Origin of the sequence: Mangrovimonas sp. CR14, assembly GCF_011764015.1 — a bacterium.
GTDB classification, from domain to species: Bacteria; Bacteroidota; Bacteroidia; order Flavobacteriales; family Flavobacteriaceae; genus Mangrovimonas; species Mangrovimonas futianensis.
Map to the genome: position 1 here is coordinate 347,810 of NZ_JAAFZY010000002.1, position 20,407 is coordinate 368,216.

Below are 20,407 nucleotides of genomic sequence, written 5' to 3' on the forward strand. Positions count from 1 at the left end.
CGAACGTACAAACAGATTTCAAATTGTTCAGCTAAAAAACTTCTGCAAATGAACTATAAAAAATTAAATTTAAAAGGATTTTTTAAAAAAAAATAAAAACTATTAACTACAACATTTTCAACAAGTTGACTTCCTGCTCAGTCAAATGTTTCCAATATCCTCTAGGAATATCTTTTTTAGTTAGGTGTGCAATAGCTACACAATCTACTTTGATAATGTTGTAACCCAAATGATCAAAAATATTCCTGATAATGGAGTTTCCAATATTCTTAATTTTTAATCCAATTTGATTGTGAGCCTGACCGTCAATAAAACTAATTTCCTCAACAGTGACATCCTTTCCATCAATAGTTAAACCTTCTTCAATTTTTTTGAAGTCTTCATACTTCAAATTTTTATCAAGTTCTATTTGAAATAATCTTGGAACACCTGTCTTGGAACTAGTGAATTTTTTGGTAATGGAATCATCATTTGTAAACAAAAGCAGACCAGTAGAATTTCTACCCAACCTTCCTATAGGCTTAATTTTAGCATTGGTAGCATTGGCAACCAGGTCCATTACAGTTTTATCTTTTTGGTCACTTGTAGTTGTAGCAAATCCTTTTGGTTTGTTCAAAAGAACATAGGCTTTTTTCTCCGGATAAATACGGGCTCCATCATATTTCACTTCGTCTTCCAACTTCACCTTATACCCCATTTCGGTAATCACCTTGCCATTTACCGTAACCAACCCAAGAGCTATATGTTCATCTGCTTCCCTTCTTGAACAGATTCCTGAATTTGAAATATATTTATTCAACCTTACTTCATCTGGGTTCCCAGAAGGTTTGGAGTTGTTTTGTTTTTTTATAGGGGCATTCCCGCGAGCAAAACTCTTTCCTCCTGAAGCACTACCACCCCTACCTGACCTATTATTCCCACCGCCATGTCTTTGACCTCTACCTGATGGTTTTCCTTTTCCGCTTGTTCCTTGCTTTCTGCTCATGGTTAAAATTTTATGCAAAGATATAGGATAATTACCCGCTTAATCAAATGCTTGGGATTTTATTTAACAAGATAGACACATCTATCAAAGGAATACTAGCAACTCCCGCCAGAATAATAAATTTCAAGATATTATGAAGTACCAAATAATGCAGCTTACGTTTTGACATCCAAACCAATAATTGAAATATTACCAAAAGTAAAATACTTAAGTAAAAATAATAGTTCATTCGTCCTACATGATATTTAAAAATCAACAACATGGCGGGAATCAACGTTAAGGCTGCCAATATAGCCAGCATAATTTTGGACGTTTTTTCTCCAAACACTACAGGAATGGTTCGATAGTTTTGGGCTATATCACCTTTAAGGTTTTCCAAATCCTTGACTAATTCCCTCATGGAAATCACCAAAAACAGAAACATAGCATGGACAAAAATGACGTGTTCAAAATTCTTGTAATAAATAAATACAACAAAAAATGGGGTGATTGTCAAGGTTGCAGAAACCAGATTCCCTACAAAAGGGATTTTTTTAAGCTTATGGGAATAAAACCAGATTCCAAAAATATAAGCCGAAAAAAAGACCACCGCTCTAAAGGATACGGCACTCGCTAATATAACCGTTAAAAAATTAAGCACAAAATAGAATGACAATTTGGTATTCTGGCTTACCAACCGATCCAACATGGATTTTTGAGGTCGATTAATTAGATCTTTTTCAGAGTCATAAAAATTATTAATTATGTACCCCCCCGCAATGGCTGATGCCGAAGCGAGGACCAACATCAATAAATTCCAATCAAAAACTACATCTTTCACGGGTTTGTCATGCGCCATAATATATACGGAAGCTAAATATTGAGCCACAACAATGGCCAATATATTATACCCCCTTATTACGGAGAACATACTGAAAAACTTAAGAAGTATATGTTTTTGTCGGCGAGAAAGCATAATTGCTTATGCTTTTTTGAGTATCCGTTTAAATAATTTAAAACATAAAAAAACCATCAAGGCTAGAAACAAAAACAACAGTGCCTGCCAAATGAATAACCCGAATGAAAATTTATGAATGAATGTGTCCATAAAGTGACTGAGAATTAAAAGTTGTAAACGACTTCCAATCTATAATCTTTCAAAGCTAATTTCGCTTTTTCAAAATCCTCGGCAAATCCCAAAATATAGCCTCCACCACCAGAACCACAGAGTTTCAAATAATAGTCGTTTGTTTCCAATCCTTTCTTCCACAGATCATGAAATTGCTTTGGAATCATTGGTTTAAAATGACTTAAAACGACTTTAGATAGTTGCTTGGTATTCTTAAAAAGCGACTTGACATCTCCATTCAAAAAATCTTCTACACAAGCATCTGTATGCTTAATAAACTGGTCTTTTAACATTTTGCGAAAACCTTCCTGCTTCATGTTTTCCATAAAAATGCCTACCATTGGGGCTGTTTCTCCAACAACACCACTATCAATTAAGAACACAGCTCCTTTACCATCTGCTTTTTGGCTAGGAATACCTGTAGCTTCAATATTATCTTTTGAATTGATTAAAATAGGAATACTTAAATAACTATTTAACGGATCTAAACCAGAAGATTTTCCGTGAAAAAAAGATTCCATTTCAGAAAAAATGGTCTTTAATAGTAATAATTTATCTCTGGTTAAATTTTCTAATACCGTGATTTTATCCTTGGCATATTGGTCATAAATAGCGGCTACAAGTGCTCCACTACTTCCTACTCCGTAACCTTGAGGAATGGAAGAATCAAAATACATTCCCGCTTCCACATCCTTCTTTAAAGCTTCAATATCAAAAGTCACCAATTCTGGATTGACATTCTGCAAATAATCAGCAAAACGTTTTAAACTTTGATTGGATTTTATCGATTCTTCTGAAGGAGTTTGTGTCACTTTTAACGCCCCGTTATAAAAATTGTAGGGGATAGATAACCCTTTGGAATCTTTAATAATTCCATATTCACCAAAGAGTAGTATTTTAGAGTAAAATAAAGGTCCTTTCATGTAAAAAGCGCGTTACTAGATAAAGATACGTATAATTATTTAATTTGGTTTGCACCAAATCCTATTTGGTCGCAAATATATTGTTCGTTTTGACAATATGCAACTAACTCGTTTTCAATAAATTTTAAAATTTCAACTGACTCACTTTTAGGATACAATACATGCACGTTAGCACCAGCGTCCAATGTAAAACTGATAGGCAATCCGGTATTTTTTCTGAACTCCCAAATCTTATTGATAACCTCCAAGGTTTTTGGTTTCATCAATATAAAATAAGGCATACTGGTCATCATCATAGCATGCAGGGTCAAGGCCTCACTTTCTACCAGTGAAATAAAACTATCTAAATCTCCAGCCTTCAAAATCGTTTTTAAAGATTTCATATGGTCATGGGCTTGAGAAAATCTATTTAAAGCATATGGGTGTCCATACATTAAATTGTGACCTACTGTACTACTTACCTGCTTTTCCCCTTTATCTATCAACAAAATAGTATCTTGATATTCTTTAAAAACGGCATGCACTTCATAAGGGTATCTTATTCCAAATAAATCAGAACTCCCCTCGATTGATGGCGTTTCACCCCAAACCACTAAATCACCTTCAATACTTCTGCAAGCCGACCCCGAACCCAATCTTGCTAAAAACGAGGCCTTTTTATTAAAATACGCATCATCCATAGAATCCCCTAGAAGTTGTTTTTCTAAACTCATTAAACACAAAGCCAAGGCACTCATACCTGATGCCGAGGAAGCTATTCCCGAACTATGAGGAAAGGTGTTTTTAGTTTCGATTTGAAAATGGTAATCTTTCAAAAAAGGCAAATATGATTCTACCCTATCAAAAAACACTTCAATTTTGGGCTTGAAACTATCCTTTTGAAAACCATCCAATAAAACCTCAAATGAAAAACTTCCATCACTATCCCTTTTCTCATAAGTCAATTCGGTGATTGTTTTACAATGATTCAGTGTAAAGCTTATGGAAGGGTTTTCAGGAATCTGATTGGGCTTTTTACCCCAATATTTCACTAAGGCAATATTACTGGGCGATTCCCAAGTTACAACTCCCTTCTCAATTGTTTTGAAATAAGAAGCTGGAATGAATTCTTGTTCGGTCATGTTCTTTTAATCTGCTGACAAAGATAACAACTTTTGCATGGTATTGTAGTTTCTAGCAGTAGTAGAAATCTTTAATTTACGCTCAAAAAAATTGTTGTTAAGCTTGGATTTCCCGTAACCAATTCCCGAGAACAAGTAAATGCATTCAGATTTTATTATAAAGGCTTCATTTGGAAATGAAATCTTTGAAACATCGAGCACTAATTCTTTATTGGGTGCTTCAAACAACATCATGAAGTAACTCTTTTCCTTTTGTTCTTGAGGAAACGGACAATTATTAAAAATTTCCTCCAACTCTTCTCTAGTTTTACTCAGAACCTCAACCTCAAATCCGAAATGGTTTTTTATGACGTGAGCGACTTTAGCCGATACGCTTTTTGAATCGTTTAAATTTGTTTTCAAAATGACATTCCCACTTTGGATGTAAGTGCGAACCTCTTCAAAATCAGCTTCGGTTAGCATCTTTCGCAAATCGGCCATAGGGACTTTCTTTTGTCCGCCCACATTAATTCCGCGAAGTAAGACAATATACTGTTTCATTGTGACATGGCTTTAGCTGCCAAAAAACCTCCTGTCCAAGCATTCTGAAAATTAAACCCTCCTGTGATAGCATCCACATTAATTACTTCGCCGGCCAAATAGAGATTCTCTACAATCTTACTTTCAAAAGTTTTAAAATTGATTTCTTTTAAATCTACCCCTCCTGCTGTTACAAACTCTTCTTTGAATGTGCTTTTGCCATCAACCTGAAATTGAGCTCGCGTTAATTGCTCACTCAAGTTCTCCATTTGAACTTTGGTAAGATCTGCCCACTTTTCATTCTCATTTATTCCTGCTGCTAATACCAATTGTTTCCACAGTCTTTTAGGCAAATCAAATAAGGATTGTTTATGGACTATTTTTTTAGCTAATTGAAACTTGAACTCTTTTAAATCGTCAATAGTTTCTTCCAAAGACTGCCTTATAAAGTTGATTTCAATATCGAATTTGTAATCTCTGTTAGCCAATTCCAAAGCTCCAAAGGCAGAAAGCTTAAGAACTGCAGGAGCACTCAAACCCCAATGGGTAACCAATAAGGGCCCCTCGGAAAACAAGTTGGAATCCAAAACGTGTACCTCAACGTTAGAAGCCACAACCCCAGGAATGGAATTGATGCGAGCATCTTTGATATTAAATGTAAAAAGAGATGGAACAGGCGGGACGATTGTATGGCCCAATGTTTCAAGTAACTTCCAGGTTTTAACACTACTCCCTGTAGCAACTAGAAGTTTTTCACAAGTAAAATGGGAATCTTGGGTCGCAAGTGTAAAAAGGTCCTGTTCCTTTTCAACCTTCACTAATGATTGCTTGTAAAAAATTTCGACACCCATTTTTTTGGACTGCGAAAGAAAACAATCTATAATGGTTTGGGAAGAATCTGATTCTGGAAACATTCTGCCATCCTCTTCAATTTTAAGGGTTACACCTCTTTTTTCAAACCATTCAATCGTATCCCCGGTCATAAAACAATGAAACGGCCCTAATAATTCCTTCTCCCCTCTTGGATAATGCGTCACCAACTCTGAAGGGATAAATTCAGCATGGGTGACGTTGCATCGTCCCCCTCCAGAAATTTTAACCTTTTGAAGGCCTTCTTTATTTTTTTCTAAAATGGCTACGGAAAGTTTCGGATTCAACTCCGCTAAATTAATAGCAGCAAAAAAACCTGCCGCACCGCCTCCAACTACAATGACATCAAAATACTTCATTACTTTTTTATAGGTCGCATGAGACCTTCTTGAGCTACCGAAGCAACCAGTTTTCCTTCCCTAGTAAAAATATTTCCTTTGGCAAATCCTCTGGCATTTGAAGTATTAGGGGACTCTATGGCATACAACATCCAGTCATCAAAATCAAAATCCCTAAAATACCACATCGAGTGATCCAAGCTTGCAGTTTGAGTATTTCCCCAATGAGCCTTACTAGCGTGTCTATTCATGGCAGCCGCCAATATGTTATAATCAGAAATATAAGTAAGGATTTGTTGTTTAACAGCCAAATCCATAGGTTTAATGTCTCCTTTAATTTTGAACCACACATTGGTTTTGGGAGGTAAATCTTCTTTATTGAATGGATTCACAACCTCGACAGGCTTAAATTCTATAGGTCTATCTATTTCCAAGAAGGTCTTAGTTCTAGAAGGTATGGCATCTCCAAACTGCTCCAGCATTTCAGTCCAACTCAAAAGTTCTTCTGGTTTCTTAATATTTGGAGGCATTTCGATTTGGTGCTCATGACCTTCTTCCCTTTTATGAAATGACGATGACAGAATAAAAATGGTTCTACCTTCCTGTTCGGCCGTCACTCTTCTCACCGAAAAACTCCCGCCGTCTCTTACGTCTGCCACATTATAGTTTATAGGAACTTCTAAATGACCTGCCTCTAAAAAATAGGCATGCATAGAATGAAGCACTCTCCCATTATTAATAGTTCTGGCAGCAGCATTCAAGGCCTGTGCCAGAACTTGACCGCCAAATACATTGGGACTACCTACTGTTTTACTAACCCCCTGAAACACATTTTTCGAAGTTTCTTCCAGGGATAATAAATCAATTAAATTATCAACAGTATTCATGTTTTACTTTTAAGATGAACATTAAATCAATCCCAAAATTAAAAATCAAAGCCGAAACCAAAAGTAAATCTCCAACCTTCTGAACTTTTAAATAGGTTCACCGTTCCAGCTAAACTTTCTGCAGTGGCGATCCAAAATCCACCACCATAGTCATTGTGCCATTTATCTGATTGGTCATCTTGCACCCAAACACGACCCACATCAAAACCTCCAAATACGCCAATCTGCAAAGGAATAAAACTAGTTTTAAACGTATTGAACCCATAACGTAGATCGGTACTTCCCACTAGGGAATTTCTACCTGTAAACCGCTCGGTTCTATATCCTCTCAAGCCATTTTGATCTCCTATTTGAGCTGCTTGATAAAATAAAAAGTCGTCACCTATTCTCAATTGGGAGGCTACCTTGGTTTTTAATACCAATTTCCTATTACTTGATAAGGCATTATAGAACCCCAAATGGGTGTTGACAAAGCCATAATTGGTATCCAAATCTTCAAATTCACCTTTGATTCCCACGTTAAAAAGAAAATCCATACCTCTGGTTGGAACTACTTTCTTATCATAGCTTTCATAGCGGTAAGTAGCTTCTAGGGTTCCAAAAAAACGTCTATCAAAGAAATCAGAATCTAAATCAGGTTGGTAATCTTCAACAAACCGATCGCTTGATGGTTCTATTTCTATTCCTTCAGCTATGACATTAAACCCATAATCACTACCAAAGTTTCCACGCTTCACCAAACCAGCCTTAAGACGATAGATTCCTGTTCTAACCCGATTGTAATTAAGTCCCAACTCATCATCATAATTCTTGGTCTCATTACCATACCCAAAGAAATTATCACTATAATTTTCTGTGGTCAAAAGTCCACTTACTAATAAATTCCAATCCCTAATAGCATTGGCAAACTCCCCATCATAGGTAGCCTTAAATCCACTAGTAGCAAAATAATAACCTGCTGTAAACCGATGTTGTTGAGAGAATGGATTGGCTTGAAACCCTTTAATTGTTCTTTGAAAGGATGCTCCTAGCAGCAATCCATCATCCGGATTAAAGGCAACCCTTGGTGTGAATAAATTTTGTTTAACTATGGTTTTTTTATAATCAAATAAATTAAGATTGTAGATATCCGTAAATTTTACAGAACCGCCTTTCTTTTCTTGAATGGTATTCTTTTTACTCCAGTAATCATATACCCTTACTTTTTTACCACGTTTAATAATGTAAGTATCATTATTTTGACCGCCAATGACTCGGGTATATATCAAACCTTTAGCATCCCCACTTACCTCGATAACATCTTTATCATCCAAAGCATAAACCCAAATCTCCTTGGTTTGTTCTTTATCCAATACTCGATCTACAAGAACATCTGCTTTTTCACCATCCTTTATCCTTGATATCTTAACTCTGGTTTTGTTATCGGCCTCCCTAATTATTTCAATGTAATCATCTTTATCAGTACCCGTTAAAACCACCAATTCTGTTAAGATATTGTAGTATCTATCAGCAATATTGTCTAGTATAGATAATCTACTTTCAAAATTTTTCTTGATTTCTAATATAGTAGTGTCCCGTACTTCCTCCGGTATTCTAGAAAAAGCCTTTTCTATTACATCACTCGTGATATGACCTTGAATGTATTTGGCTTGTTCATGCCACATGTCTCGATCAGCTTGTTGGGATAATACCCGATCTAATAAAATACCGTCCTTGTTCATCCATCTTAAATCCTTGAGTTCGGCATCATACACCTGCAACTGCTTTGAGGCTTCTGAAATAAACTTAAGAACATCTAAAAAAGCACCGTCAAAATTTGAAAATACCTGATCCCTATCTCTTGGAATAGGTTTATAAATTTTATCTCCATTTTCTTGGTCAAACTGCGCCCAACGCCATTGATCCTGATGCCTGTCCCAATCACCTATCAACATATCGAATAAACGAGCCCGAACATATGCTTCTTGATCTATCTTATACTTTTCATCCTCTCTTATTTTTTCAATAATATCATGGGTACTTTCCAAATCATCAGCATAACCAAAGGTTCTTTCATTGGTATAATTTTCTTCTGGTCGCTCCACAATCATGTAAAGTTCATTCCCATAATCTTTATTGAAATCCTTTAAGTATTTATGCTTCGGAATGTAATAGATCTCAGGGTTTGTATGGTATACATCAATGGCTGAAGACAAATCGGGAACGACTGCAAAAGCATAAGGGTGAGCTGCCGTATAATAATCTAAAATGAGGTCCTCTACCACGGTTTTTTCAAACTGATCTTTCACATAGGCATCCTTAAAAACAGTTGATTGCAGCAATTGAGTTGCACTTTTCCTGAGTGCTCTCATGTTGTATTCCCTACCGCTTTTATCTTTAAGTCTTAAAGACCTTGTTTGATGCCCTCCTCCTGGCCTTACAATTTCAAGTCCACCTTTAAGCGTATCTAAGGTAGCAACTTTAGCATTGATTTTAGTACTATAAACATCGCGATAATGATTGCCCCAAAATGATTTAAAAAATTGTGATTTATCTGTTTCCTCCTCCGTATAAATTGATACTTCCACTTCATTGGGAAATGAATCTGGCAAATCTGAAACATCATAGTTAGGTTTGGAAGGAAACACCTCTTTTTGAAACAATAATTGGCTTTGACCATTTTCCGCACTAAAATACTTCACCCAACTACTACCATCTTTAAAAATAGTTAATTCCACAAAGCCTTGATGTCCTGTAGCAAAAACACCACTGTCTGCCAACACAGCTCCAGATTCCTTAGCTCCTGAACCCGAAACAATTTGCTTTACACCATCCTTCTCGATGTATTGAAGATTATGCTCATGACCTGACACAAAAATCACTTTGCCATAATCCATCGACACAACTTCCAATCTTTGCATCAAACTGTTATAACGCTCATTGTATCTATCTTGAATTGAAATCCCCCCTTGAACTCTTATTTGAGCTGCCAGCGAACTTAATATAGGTAGCGGAATGTTTTTCTCAGTTGGAAAAATATGCCTTTTCCAAGAGTAATATCCTCCATGAACACCATTGGTAAACATAGGGTGATGCATAGCAAGAACAATGGTCTTCTCTTGATTTTTTTTCAACTCCCCTTCTAATTCCATCAGGAATCGCTCACGTGTCTTTATTTCACATTCATCATTAATTGTGGGATGCTTATTCCAATCTTCCAAGTACCATTGAGTATCAATGATAATCAATTCAATTTTATCATTGACTTCAATTGTTTCTATCGGACAACCATTTTCTGGCTTAAACGTATTTTTACCTAAGGCTGCTTCTACAAATTTTTCCTGTTCTTTCACACCCTTTACACCATCGGCATACCATTCGTGATTTCCCGGTATAAAATATACATCGCCTTCAAAGCCTTCTACAGCTCTAAATTGGGCATTTAAGTTGTTTTCATCCTCTTGGCGGTCTTTATGATTTTCTGAGTGTAGACCAGAAGGATAAATATTATCTCCCAGAAAAATGGTAAAATCCCCTTTGGTTTTCTTTCCCTTTAAGTAGTCATTCAACGCGGTAAGACCCAAGGACATTCCATTTTCCGGAGACTTTCCTGCATCTCCAATTAAGTAAAAGGTTTTATCAGCTTCTTTAGTAGGAAATGTGTTGTTTTTATCGTCTTCATCTTTATACTGTGGACCATAGGTTCCACAAGATGTCATTAAAACGGTAAAGAATAAAACGAAAATTCTATAGTATCTTCTTTTCAAGCGGTTTAGGTTTTTAATAAACAATCTTAAGAGCTGCAGGACAACATGGAACACCCAATTTTATGACGTGCCCAATCAGGTCTCTTAGCAAACCATTTTTCCTTCTCAGGCTGTTCTTCATAGGGTTGTTTCAATAAATTGAAAAGCTCTTCTAATAAACTATAATTGCCAGTTTCGGCATCATCAATTGCCAATTGTGCCATGTAGTTTCTCAAGACATATTTTGGGTTGATTTGATTCATTTGTTTTGCTCTATCTGAATCTGATTTGGATTCCTTTTGAAGGCGAGTGGCATAATTATTAAACCAATGATTCCATTTCTTAATAGTTTCTTCATTATTCACATCTTCATAAAATGCTTCTTTAATGATTGCCCAGCCATCTTCCGGATGGTTCTTTTGAAATTGACTCAAGTTACGAAAGAAAATTGTCATATCTGTTTCGGTCAACATTAGGTTATCCTCTAGGGTCTGTATAAGCAATTTATCGGTTGGCAAGCTTTCTGAAAGGCCAATTTTAGAACTCATCATTTCTAAAAATTTCTTTTCATACGTATCCCTATAACCGTTCAAGATGTCCTCTAAAGCTTTGGAATCTTCTATAAGCGGATACAATGCATTAGCCAATTGTAATAAATTCCATAAACCTACATTAGGTTGATTCCCATATCGGTATCTTTTATGTTCCGCATCGGTAGTATTTGGCGTCCAACCAAACTCAAAGCCTTCTAACCAACCGTAAGGCCCATAATCTATGGTCAACCCTAGTATGGACATATTATCAGTATTCATCACACCGTGAACAAACCCAACCCGCTGCCAATGAATGATCATTTCCAAAGTTCGATTTGTTACTTCCTTAAAAAAATTAAGATAGACTGCTTTAGAAGGTGTACCCAATTCTGGATAAAAATACTTGATTGTATAATCAGCTAAAGCCTTTAAATTTTTCACATCCTGTCTTGCTGCAAAAATTTCAAAATTACCAAAACGAATGAAAGTTGGGGCCACTCTACAAACGATGGCTCCTGGCTCATATGCCGCGTGTCCATCATACATCATATCTCTCATAACTTGGTCTCCAGTTAACACTAGAGAAAGTGCACGGGTGCTTGGCACTCCCAAATGATACATGGCTTCACTGCACAAATATTCACGTATGGAAGACCTGAGCACAGCCAATCCATCTCCTTGTCGCGAATATGGGGTAGGGCCAGCACCTTTTAATTGGAGCATCCAACGCTTGTTTTTATGATAAGCTTCAAAAAGGTTAATGGCCCTTCCATCTCCCAACTGTCCGGCCCAATTCCCAAATTGGTGCCCACCATAGTTCATAGCATAAGGCTTAGTATTTGGGTAAATATCATTTCCAGAAACCCAATCCAAAAATTCTTTGGACTTGACCTCTTTAATTGACAACCCAATGTTCTCAATCATTTCTGAAGAGACATGAACCAATTGTGGATGGGATGGTTTTACTGGCTCTACATAGGAAAATGCCGCTCCCAAAACTTGTCTCCTGTAGTTTTCAAGAATCGGATCTGCAAGTAGTTCTTTACTATATGTGTTATCTATAATCAATGGTATCTATTTCAATTTATTAGCGTGCCATTCTCTCAGCTTAGAAAGTTTAGGAGAAATGACATAGGTGCAATAGCCTTGAGAAGGATGCAATTTATAATAATTTTGATGCTCTTCTTCAGCTTCAAAAAAATTCACCAAAGGACTTATTTCTGTTACTATAGGAGCGTCGTAATATTTTTGAACTTCTGAAACCACCTTCTCAGCCACATCCATTTGCGCTTTATCTTTATAAAAAATCACAGACCTATATTGGGTTCCCACATCAGCCCCTTGACGATTCAAGGTCGTTGGGTCATGGGTAGTTATAAATATGATCAAGATATCGGCTAATGAAATAATCTTTGAATCAAATTCAACCTGCACAACCTCTGCGTGACCTGTAAGACCTGAACAAATCTCACGATAAGTAGGTTTTCCAGGAACCGTACCTCCAGAATACCCTGAAGTTACTTTTTCGACTCCCAAAACCTCTTGGAAAACTGCCTCAGTACACCAAAAGCATCCTCCTCCTATAACAATCGTTTCCATTTGATTATTCATTGGCTACAGATTCACTTTCCAAAACCAAAGAAGCAGAATTGACACAATACCTTAACCCACTGGGTTCAGGACCATCAGGAAACACATGCCCCAAGTGGGCATCACAAACATTGCAAAGAATTTCAACCCGCACCATTCCCATAGTCACATCCTTTTCATATTTCACGGCGTTTTCTTTTACAGGTTGCGTAAAACTGGGCCATCCCGTTCCAGACTCAAACTTTATAGTGGAATCAAAAAGGGGTTGATTACAACAAACACAATGATATTTTCCTGGTTTATGACTAGAACAAAACGCTCCAGTGCCAGCCATTTCGGTTCCTTTTTTTCTTGTTATTCTAAATTGGTCTGAGGTTAAAATTTCCTTCCAGTCTTCCTCTGATTTCTCAACTCTACGTTCAGGATTGGGATTGCCATTAACTGCAAAATCTATGATATGTTTCCAAAGTAACATGGTATTTCTCGCTTTAATATTTTAACATGAGAGGATAAGTTAGCAAAAAGGAAGTCAGTGAAAAACAGTTTTATAAAAGGTTTAACAAGATTTTTCCGCTATTTGTTTTAATATTGAAACAAGTATGATATCAAGTTTTTTTCTTTATCCAACTTTATTTCAAAATAAGTTATTTTAGTACTTTGTATATCAGTTAATTTCAAAATATGTCGCAAATAGTTAAGAAAGCCGAAGAATTTGTTTTCAACCTTTTCAAAGAAAATTTGGATCAAAGTTTTTTGTACCACAATTTCACCCATACCGAAAGGGTTTTGCGAAGCCTTCGGGAAATTATAGATGGCAATGAAGACATAGATAAAGAAACTGCTAAAGCACTTCAATTGGCAGCTATTTTACACGATACAGGGTACACAGTTACCAGAAATAATCATGAAGAAGAAAGTGTCAAAATTGCAAAGAATTTCTTGAAAGAAGAAAACGCTGATGATAGCATCATTGAAAAAGTGAGTCAATGTATATTGGCTACAAAAATGAGTGATGAGCCGAAGTCCCAAATTGAAAAGATTATTAGAGATGCTGATTCTTCTCATTTTGGCAAAGAATATTTTGAGGAAGCTAGTGAGTTTTTGAGGAAGGAACTTGAAATACAAGGTATCGCTCAACATTCCAGTAGTGACTGGCTGAACGAGAATATTAAAATGCTTAGTACTAAGCATGAGTTTTATACCGATTATGCCCTGAAGAATTGGCAACCGCAAAAAGAAAAAAACTTAGGCAAACTTATTAAAACAAAGAATAAGTTAAAGAAAAAGCGTAAAAAGGAGGAAATGAAGGCCAAAATGAAGGCCAAATATAAAAATGCCAGTCCAGAAAGAGGCATTCAAACCTTCTACCGTGTGGCGCTAAGAAACCACATTAAGTTAAGTGATATTGCCGATACAAAAGCCAACATATTGCTTTCGGTTAATGCCATTATTATTTCTTTAGTGCTATCTAACTTAATGTCTAAACTGGATAGTCCATCAAATGCTTATCTAATTATTCCAACTGCCATATTTTTAGTTTCCAGCATTATATCCATGGTACTTTCCATTATCGCCACAAGACCTAATATTACGCGCGGTGAGTTTACCAAGGAAGATGTGGAAAACAAAGAAGTCAATTTGACCTTTTTTGGAAATTTTCATAAAATGAAACTCGATGAATATGAATGGGCCGTTGACGAGCTACTTCAAGACAAGGAATATGTTTATAAATCCTTAACCAAGGATTTATACTTTTTAGGAAAAGTATTGGATAGAAAATACCGAATCCTCAGAATGACCTACACCTTCTTTATGGCAGGAATGATTATTTCAGTTATTGCCTTTATGATTTCCTTTCATAAAAATGGAAAAAAGGATCTAGATGATGTCATTAGTTATCATCAAGAACAAACCGTCATTCATAAAGAAATAAAAGATTATGATTTAATGGTTTCCATCAAATCCTCATAAGTGTAAAAGGAGTTGCCATTTTTTTGATCTTCCTCATTGTTCGTATAAAGAATACTAACCCGTATAGCTTTTAAACCAGTTACGCCTTGTAAATCCTGAAGTTCAACCACTTGAACATCATCACCCAAAACATGTTTTGACTGTAGGAATTTTATATAACTTAGATATTCCTCTTCGTCCTCGCTTTGAGAGTATACAATGCAAAGCTTTCCACTTTCGGTCACCCGTTGTTCTGTACCCTTAATAAATGCCTTATCCACCCGTTTTTTAACCACTTCATATCTAGCATTGTAAGATCCATCAACATCAAATTGCTTTTCATCCATTCTGAATCGAATGGATAATGGTTGGTTAAAAACAAGAATCATTGATGCAACTTCCAAGTTTACAGGATATAAATGCTGGTTGTTATAAAACTCATTTTCCATTTCACACATAACCTGCATTTGCCATAAACGCAAATTATATAAGTGCATGATATTAAAACTGGTTTCTTTGGTTATGGATTCACCTATATACATATTGTGCTCCACTCCATCTGTTTTAAATCTTTCAAAGAAGTGCGGATACATGTCTTGAGCACCTAATTGCCGCCTATCCAACAAGTTTGCCATGTTTCTATTGAGTAGACGAATGGTCTTATCGTAATTTTTCCTATAATGATAAATGACATCCAAATCTTCATCAATTTTCTTGAAATAATCGTCGATATCATTTTTTAATTCAGAATGACTTTTTCTTAAAAGTTCAAAAAACGGACTCATTTCCTTTTTGAAGAAATGGGTAATTTGTCTTTCGCTATCCACCTTGAAATCACCTTCAATTTGACTTACATATTCTTGAACTTGAAAAGCCATGTGATCATAAATGGGCATAACCTTTTCTTTTCTAGCCTCATTAATAATCTTAAGAGCCAAATTGAGCTGAAGCTTTAAATCCTTTTGAGTTGCTTGATTTCTAGCTTCGGAGGAACCACTCACATCAATTTGTCCAAATAAGGGATAAACGTCATCAAAGGAGATCTTACTGAATGATGTATTTCGGTTTTCTATAATATTTTCTTTGATAAACTTCTCTGCCGCTCGTCTAAATTTCCAGTGCACACTAGGATGAATGGAGGTGCACTCCTGTTGAATCACCGCCTCTACCATGTTCTCATATTCATTCTTAGAATTCTCAACAGCATCCACAAGGTGCGGCATCACATCTGCCAACTTTTGCGCATTGATGCTATTCAGTTCTTTGGGGGTAAAGGACACCAATTCCAATACGCCCAACAGTCCCTCTTGATTTGCTATGGGTGCAAAAATGGCACTTTTCACTCCCTTTTCTAGTAAATGTTTTAAGAAGGCTTTCTTTGTTTTATTTTTCTTGTACGTAGCTTCTACATCAGAAATAGCAAAGAATTTTTTCTCATTCAACAGTCTATTGAAAGACCACCTACTCAAAAAATCGGAACAATTAATACACTCCTCATCATCTAGTAAATAACTACTCATTGTTTGCCCATAAGCTCTCTCAAAAGTGACATCCTCTTTATTGTATATGGAAAAGCCCACCTTCAAATCTTTCAAACCAAAAAAGGCTTGAAAAATATTCTCGAAATCTTCTATGAAATCTTTTTTTGATGGGTCTCCCCTTGAAATTAAACTGGACTTAATATTAGAGATAGCTTGATCATTTGTCACATCAAATATGTTTGAAATGACAAATCCCTTCAACACGTATCCATTTGGTGGAAACTTCTCTTTCCAAAGATCTATATCATCAAAGTTATCCAGAAGTTGATCCAAATCCTTTTCGGTAATTTTGGGCGTTTCAGGTTTTCTTTCTACCTCAATAAAATCGGCATTATAGAGAATCTTATAATGTCTAGTTATTCCATTTGAATCTGGAATTTCATAGAAAAATGGGCGCTTGAAATTTAAGCTTATACCATAACAATGATAAAGAACAATGGTGCAAAGCAACACATAAGATTCAGTGTCATTTAAGTTATGTATTGTTATCTCAAAATCATCACCTGCTTCTGAAATGATGGTCTTAAATCTTTCACTCGAATTAAAAATTATATTATGTAGTGGTAGTGATGCTGTTTTGATTTCATTATCTGTTAGGACATCAGCAAATGAATCCTGCAGCAATACCTTTATTTGATCTTGATAAGTGTCTAAAAGAGCTAAATCACAAAAGCCATCTCTTAAAGCAGGATAAGGTTCTTGCACCTCCAAAATACGCTTAGCCTTAGAAGCCAGATGTGCATCCTCAGATTTTGCAAGCTGCTCGTACTTCTCAAGGAGTTTGTTAAAACTCACCTTGAATTCCATTGGTGATATGATGCTATCGTTTAAGTCTATCATAGAATAAAGATACAAATTATAGCGTTTGTCGGTACTTGACACTATTCATAACATGAAGTTAACACTTAAATTTTGACAATTAATGACGTTTTTAAGGCTAAATCTTTGACCTCTCCTCTAAAAAGCACAATTTCTAGGTTCATTTTTAAAATTCCTTAAACAAATTCTTTAAATTGTCAAACCAATTTTCGTATGAAAATACCTCATCAGATAAGAATCTTCCATCCCCAAAAAAAATATTTTTTTCTATGGGTAATGCTTTTCATTGCCCAAATAGGACATTCTCAACTATCTGACTTCAACTTTTCGGTTTCATCAACCGACGAAACTTGCTCTGGAAATGGCTCTATTCAAATGACGGTGTCAGGAACAACGGCTGGTTCAACGATACTTTACACCTTATATGAATATCCTGATGTTGGAACGCCTATAGCCCAAACTTCTAACAACGCTTTCAATAACTTGGAGTCAGGCGATTATCTAGTAATTGCCACACAAACCTTGAATAACGAACAAGGTACTCAACAGGCGGATGCCACTATTGCCAACGCAACAACAGCCCTAGATTATGAAATCACTCAGTTTTATTCAAACAATTGTACAACCACTAACCTAGAGATTATAGTACTTTCTGGGAACCCAGTAACCTATGAAATCATATCGGGACCCATCACAGTCCCTACACAATCCTCAAACATTTTCAACAATCTTCCAGTAGGCACTTATGTAGTTAGAGTAAATGACGATTGTGGAAATGCACTTACAAAAACATTTACTGTTGTTTTAGGCACCAATAGTTTGAATATAGATGAAGTATCACTTCCCGCAATATTTGCGAGCTGTGATGAAATTGACATTTTTAATCAAATATACCCTGATGAGGGAAGCCAAATATCTTACCCGCTTCAAATTACATACACGGTTTACCCACCCGATGGATCTCCCAGCGTCACCTATAATCAAACAATAAGCAATGGAGATGGATTAGGAACCCTTGCTACCCAAACTATAGGAATTTTTGAACACGAAGAATTTGAAATTGATATTGTTGTAGAGGATGGATGTGGTAATCTAGCCAATCTTAATGACACCATTTTACCGGAACCCCTTATTGTCATTGCCCCATTTAGAAGTGAATGCGGAAGAAGTTTTTCGGTCATTACATCGCAAATCACTCCTCCCTATACCATGGAGATCACAGATTATCCCGACGGATTTGATCCCAGCGAGTACAACAGTATGCATCCCGGCCCCTTTACCGAAAATGGGGTACATCCTGATGACATGGATGCTGACTTACCCTACGGATCCTACACCGTTGAAGTAGAAGATAGTTGTGGGCGTACAGCCAGTCTCACCTTCACTTTGGAGGAAATTTTAATAGACCCTATTGTGGTGCCTATGGATAGTGGCTGTGGCGTCTCATCTGGCAGTATTCTTATTAAAATTCCTACTAGGGAAATGGTATCTGCCAGTATTATTGTAGCACCAGACGCCTTTGATGAAACCCTTCCTTTTGATGTTTCAGAATTTATTTCAAGTGACGGCAGCTCTTTAACAGTTGAAAATTTACCGATGGGTGACTACATAATTTTAGTTATTGACGAATGTGGTGATGAATATGAAATTGAATTTACAATTCCAGAAGCTAGTGTTGTGGAACCGATTATTTATACCACACCAAATTGCGAAACAGAAACAGGAACTTTGAGGATTTTTAGTCCTGTAGCAGATATTGCATCCATTTTAATACTTCAAGCTCCTCCAGAATTTTCTGAAGCCTTACCATATGACTTTAGCGCTCAAATAAATACTATTGGTATTTTTTACACAAATCAATTGGCTGCTGGAGACTACGTGGTACAAATTACCGATGAATGTGGCAACATTGATGATTTAAACATTTTCGTACCCACCTATTACACCACACCTAACATTTATAATTTGAATGTAAACTGTGGTTCCTTTGATGTAGGTGTTTTTGAGACCAATAATTCCATCCATTCAATTACTTATTGGTTTCAAAAATATTTCCCAGAAGCTGATACTTGGGGACACCCTGATACAGGAGCACCCTATACAGAAGGTGATATGCCCAACACAGACAATGCTATTCAAATGCAAAATGAGGAAATGATTTATAACATCTTTTTGACAGGGACTTTTAGGCTTGTTAAAGCATTTAAAGTGTATAACAACCCTAATCCAAATGCCTTTTGTTTAGATATTTTTGCGGAATTTGAAATTTCACAGGATTTGATTATCCAAGATGTTTTCAATTTAAACTGTGATGGATCTTCTGGAAATTCTGATATCCTTGTGGATGTTATTGGGATTGCACCCTACAATTTTAGTATTATTTCACCCTTTCTGATAGATAATGGAGAAGATAACATTTTTACCGATCTTCCTCCTGGCACCTACGAGATTAAAGTAGAAGATGCCTGTGGGAGTATCGAAAACACCATTGTGAATTTAGAGGATTTGGTTCCCGTAGTTAGTGTTTTTACTCCCGACGATATTGTCATTTGCAATGAAAATGGCTCTACAACGGGCCAATTTGATTTAACTCAACAGACTTCTCAAGTTCTAGGGAATCAAAATCCAGAAAATTACACGGTTACCTATCATTTATCCCAGAGTGATGCAGATTCGGGTAATAATCCCATTTCAACAACGTTTACTAATACGTCAAGCCCTCAGACCATATATGTTCGTGTAGTACATAATACACTTGAAATTTGTCATGGCACGACCTCCTTTCAAATTATTGTAGGCTATCCACCTTCTTTAAGTGATTCCGAAAATATTATGGTTTGTGATGGTAGCTCAATCATGTTACAGGCAGACCAGGGATATGATGCCTATTTATGGTCTACAGGTCAGTCAACACCTAGCATCGTGGTAACTGATTCAGGTGAATATACCGTGACGGTCTCAAATAATTTTGGAGACTTTTATTGTGATAGTACTAAAACTTTCACAGTTTTCTCTTCAAGCATTGCCACAATAGAATCCGTTGAGACTACAGACTGGACAGCAAACAACAATACTATTGAGATAACAGCCTCCGGATTTGGTCACTATGAATATTCTATTGATGGTTTCAACTTTCAAGACTCCAATTTCTTTGGAAATCTGCTTCCTGGTGAATATACGGTTTACGTCAGAGATAAAAATGGTTGTGGCCTAGTTACTGAAGTAGTATATCTTATGAATTACCCTAGTTTTTTCACCCCCAACGACGATGGTCAAAATGATTTTTGGCAAATTTATGGTGCCGAGACTGAACCTGGTTTGGAGGTTATAATTTTTGATAGGTACGGCAAGTTACTTACTACTTTCAAAGGTTCAGATTGGGGATGGGATGGTACATACAACGGTCATAATATGCCTTCTAATGATTACTGGTTTCTGGTCACTAGAATAAGTGGAGAAACATATCGAGGACACTTCTCCCTAAAGAGATAAAAGCCC

14 protein-coding genes are annotated in these 20,407 nt (G+C 36.3%); 2 read left to right on the plus strand and 12 right to left on the minus strand.

Annotation, left to right across the window (positions count from 1 at the left end; all coding sequences use genetic code 11):
- Positions 1 to 106: 106 nt before the first annotated feature.
- The 11 genes from GZ212_RS04815 to msrB form a co-directional block, all read right to left on the minus strand.
- On the minus strand, positions 107 to 985 hold the full coding sequence (locus tag GZ212_RS04815; RefSeq protein ID WP_166957761.1) for a pseudouridine synthase: 879 nt from the start codon (positions 983 to 985) through the stop codon (positions 107 to 109).
- 43 nt (positions 986 to 1,028) lie between these two features.
- A complete protein-coding gene (locus tag GZ212_RS04820) occupies positions 1,029 to 1,940 on the minus strand; it encodes a geranylgeranylglycerol-phosphate geranylgeranyltransferase (protein WP_166957763.1) in 912 nt (303 codons plus the stop codon).
- A gap of 146 nt (positions 1,941 to 2,086) precedes the next feature.
- Positions 2,087 to 3,016, minus strand: a complete 930-nt coding sequence (locus GZ212_RS04825; RefSeq protein WP_166957765.1) for a mevalonate kinase — start codon at positions 3,014 to 3,016, stop codon at positions 2,087 to 2,089.
- Between the two features lie 35 nt (positions 3,017 to 3,051).
- Entirely contained in the window at positions 3,052 to 4,137 is a 1,086-nt protein-coding gene (locus GZ212_RS04830) for a diphosphomevalonate/mevalonate 3,5-bisphosphate decarboxylase family protein (protein WP_166957767.1), read from the minus strand.
- A gap of 6 nt (positions 4,138 to 4,143) precedes the next feature.
- Positions 4,144 to 4,677 carry a DUF1697 domain-containing protein gene (locus tag GZ212_RS04835; protein WP_166957769.1) on the minus strand — a complete coding sequence of 178 codons (534 nt, stop codon included), beginning with the start codon at positions 4,675 to 4,677 and terminating at the stop codon, positions 4,144 to 4,146.
- A complete protein-coding gene (locus tag GZ212_RS04840) occupies positions 4,674 to 5,885 on the minus strand; it encodes an NAD(P)/FAD-dependent oxidoreductase (protein WP_166957771.1) in 1,212 nt (403 codons plus the stop codon). Before GZ212_RS04840 ends, GZ212_RS04835 begins: the two co-directional genes overlap by 4 nt.
- Positions 5,885 to 6,751: an acyl-CoA thioesterase II gene (locus GZ212_RS04845; protein WP_166957773.1), complete on the minus strand. Its 867-nt coding sequence runs from the start codon at positions 6,749 to 6,751 to the stop codon at positions 5,885 to 5,887. Before GZ212_RS04845 ends, GZ212_RS04840 begins: the two co-directional genes overlap by 1 nt.
- A gap of 38 nt (positions 6,752 to 6,789) precedes the next feature.
- The gene (locus GZ212_RS04850) at positions 6,790 to 10,497 is read right to left on the minus strand and encodes a metallophosphoesterase (RefSeq protein ID WP_370520447.1); all 3,708 of its coding nucleotides are present in this window, start codon (positions 10,495 to 10,497) and stop codon (positions 6,790 to 6,792) included.
- 26 nt (positions 10,498 to 10,523) lie between these two features.
- Positions 10,524 to 12,083, minus strand: coding sequence for a protein adenylyltransferase SelO (locus GZ212_RS04855; protein ID WP_166958160.1), 1,560 nt, complete (start codon positions 12,081 to 12,083; stop codon positions 10,524 to 10,526).
- Positions 12,084 to 12,620 carry a peptide-methionine (S)-S-oxide reductase MsrA gene (gene msrA / locus GZ212_RS04860; RefSeq protein ID WP_166957775.1) on the minus strand — a complete coding sequence of 179 codons (537 nt, stop codon included), beginning with the start codon at positions 12,618 to 12,620 and terminating at the stop codon, positions 12,084 to 12,086.
- Positions 12,613 to 13,074 (minus strand): peptide-methionine (R)-S-oxide reductase MsrB, encoded by a 462-nt coding sequence (msrB, locus tag GZ212_RS04865; protein ID WP_166957777.1) that lies wholly within the window; start codon positions 13,072 to 13,074, stop codon positions 12,613 to 12,615. The genes msrA and msrB overlap by 8 nt, the downstream gene beginning before the upstream one ends.
- Positions 13,075 to 13,280: 206 nt before the next feature.
- Here msrB and GZ212_RS04870 point away from each other — a divergent pair, with 206 nt between their 5' ends.
- Positions 13,281 to 14,570, plus strand: coding sequence for a Pycsar system effector family protein (locus GZ212_RS04870; protein WP_166957780.1), 1,290 nt, complete (start codon positions 13,281 to 13,283; stop codon positions 14,568 to 14,570).
- Here the strand turns inward: GZ212_RS04870 and GZ212_RS04875 are convergent.
- Entirely contained in the window at positions 14,537 to 16,930 is a 2,394-nt protein-coding gene (locus GZ212_RS04875; RefSeq protein ID WP_166957782.1) for a GAF domain-containing protein, read from the minus strand. The genes GZ212_RS04870 and GZ212_RS04875 overlap by 34 nt on opposite strands.
- Positions 16,931 to 17,122: 192 nt before the next feature.
- Between GZ212_RS04875 and GZ212_RS04880 the strand changes: the two genes are divergently transcribed.
- Entirely contained in the window at positions 17,123 to 20,401 is a 3,279-nt protein-coding gene (locus tag GZ212_RS04880; protein WP_166957784.1) for a T9SS type B sorting domain-containing protein, read from the plus strand.
- Positions 20,402 to 20,407: the final 6 nt, after the last annotated feature.

Coding starts and splice junctions, on each gene's coding strand:
- GZ212_RS04845 (WP_166957773.1), bottom strand. CDS start 6,751: ATGAATACTGTTGATAATTTAATTGATTTATTATCCCTGGAAGAAACT.
- GZ212_RS04830 (WP_166957767.1), bottom strand. CDS start 4,137: ATGACCGAACAAGAATTCATTCCAGCTTCTTATTTCAAAACAATTGAG.
- GZ212_RS04825 (WP_166957765.1), bottom strand. CDS start 3,016: ATGAAAGGACCTTTATTTTACTCTAAAATACTACTCTTTGGTGAATAT.
- GZ212_RS04840 (WP_166957771.1), bottom strand. CDS start 5,885: ATGAAGTATTTTGATGTCATTGTAGTTGGAGGCGGTGCGGCAGGTTTT.
- msrB (WP_166957777.1), bottom strand. CDS start 13,074: ATGTTACTTTGGAAACATATCATAGATTTTGCAGTTAATGGCAATCCC.
- msrA (WP_166957775.1), bottom strand. CDS start 12,620: ATGAATAATCAAATGGAAACGATTGTTATAGGAGGAGGATGCTTTTGG.
- GZ212_RS04875 (WP_166957782.1), bottom strand. CDS start 16,930: ATGATAGACTTAAACGATAGCATCATATCACCAATGGAATTCAAGGTG.
- GZ212_RS04870 (WP_166957780.1), top strand. CDS start 13,281: ATGTCGCAAATAGTTAAGAAAGCCGAAGAATTTGTTTTCAACCTTTTC.
- GZ212_RS04835 (WP_166957769.1), bottom strand. CDS start 4,677: ATGAAACAGTATATTGTCTTACTTCGCGGAATTAATGTGGGCGGACAA.
- GZ212_RS04820 (WP_166957763.1), bottom strand. CDS start 1,940: ATGCTTTCTCGCCGACAAAAACATATACTTCTTAAGTTTTTCAGTATG.
- GZ212_RS04815 (WP_166957761.1), bottom strand. CDS start 985: ATGAGCAGAAAGCAAGGAACAAGCGGAAAAGGAAAACCATCAGGTAGA.
- GZ212_RS04880 (WP_166957784.1), top strand. CDS start 17,123: ATGAAAATACCTCATCAGATAAGAATCTTCCATCCCCAAAAAAAATAT.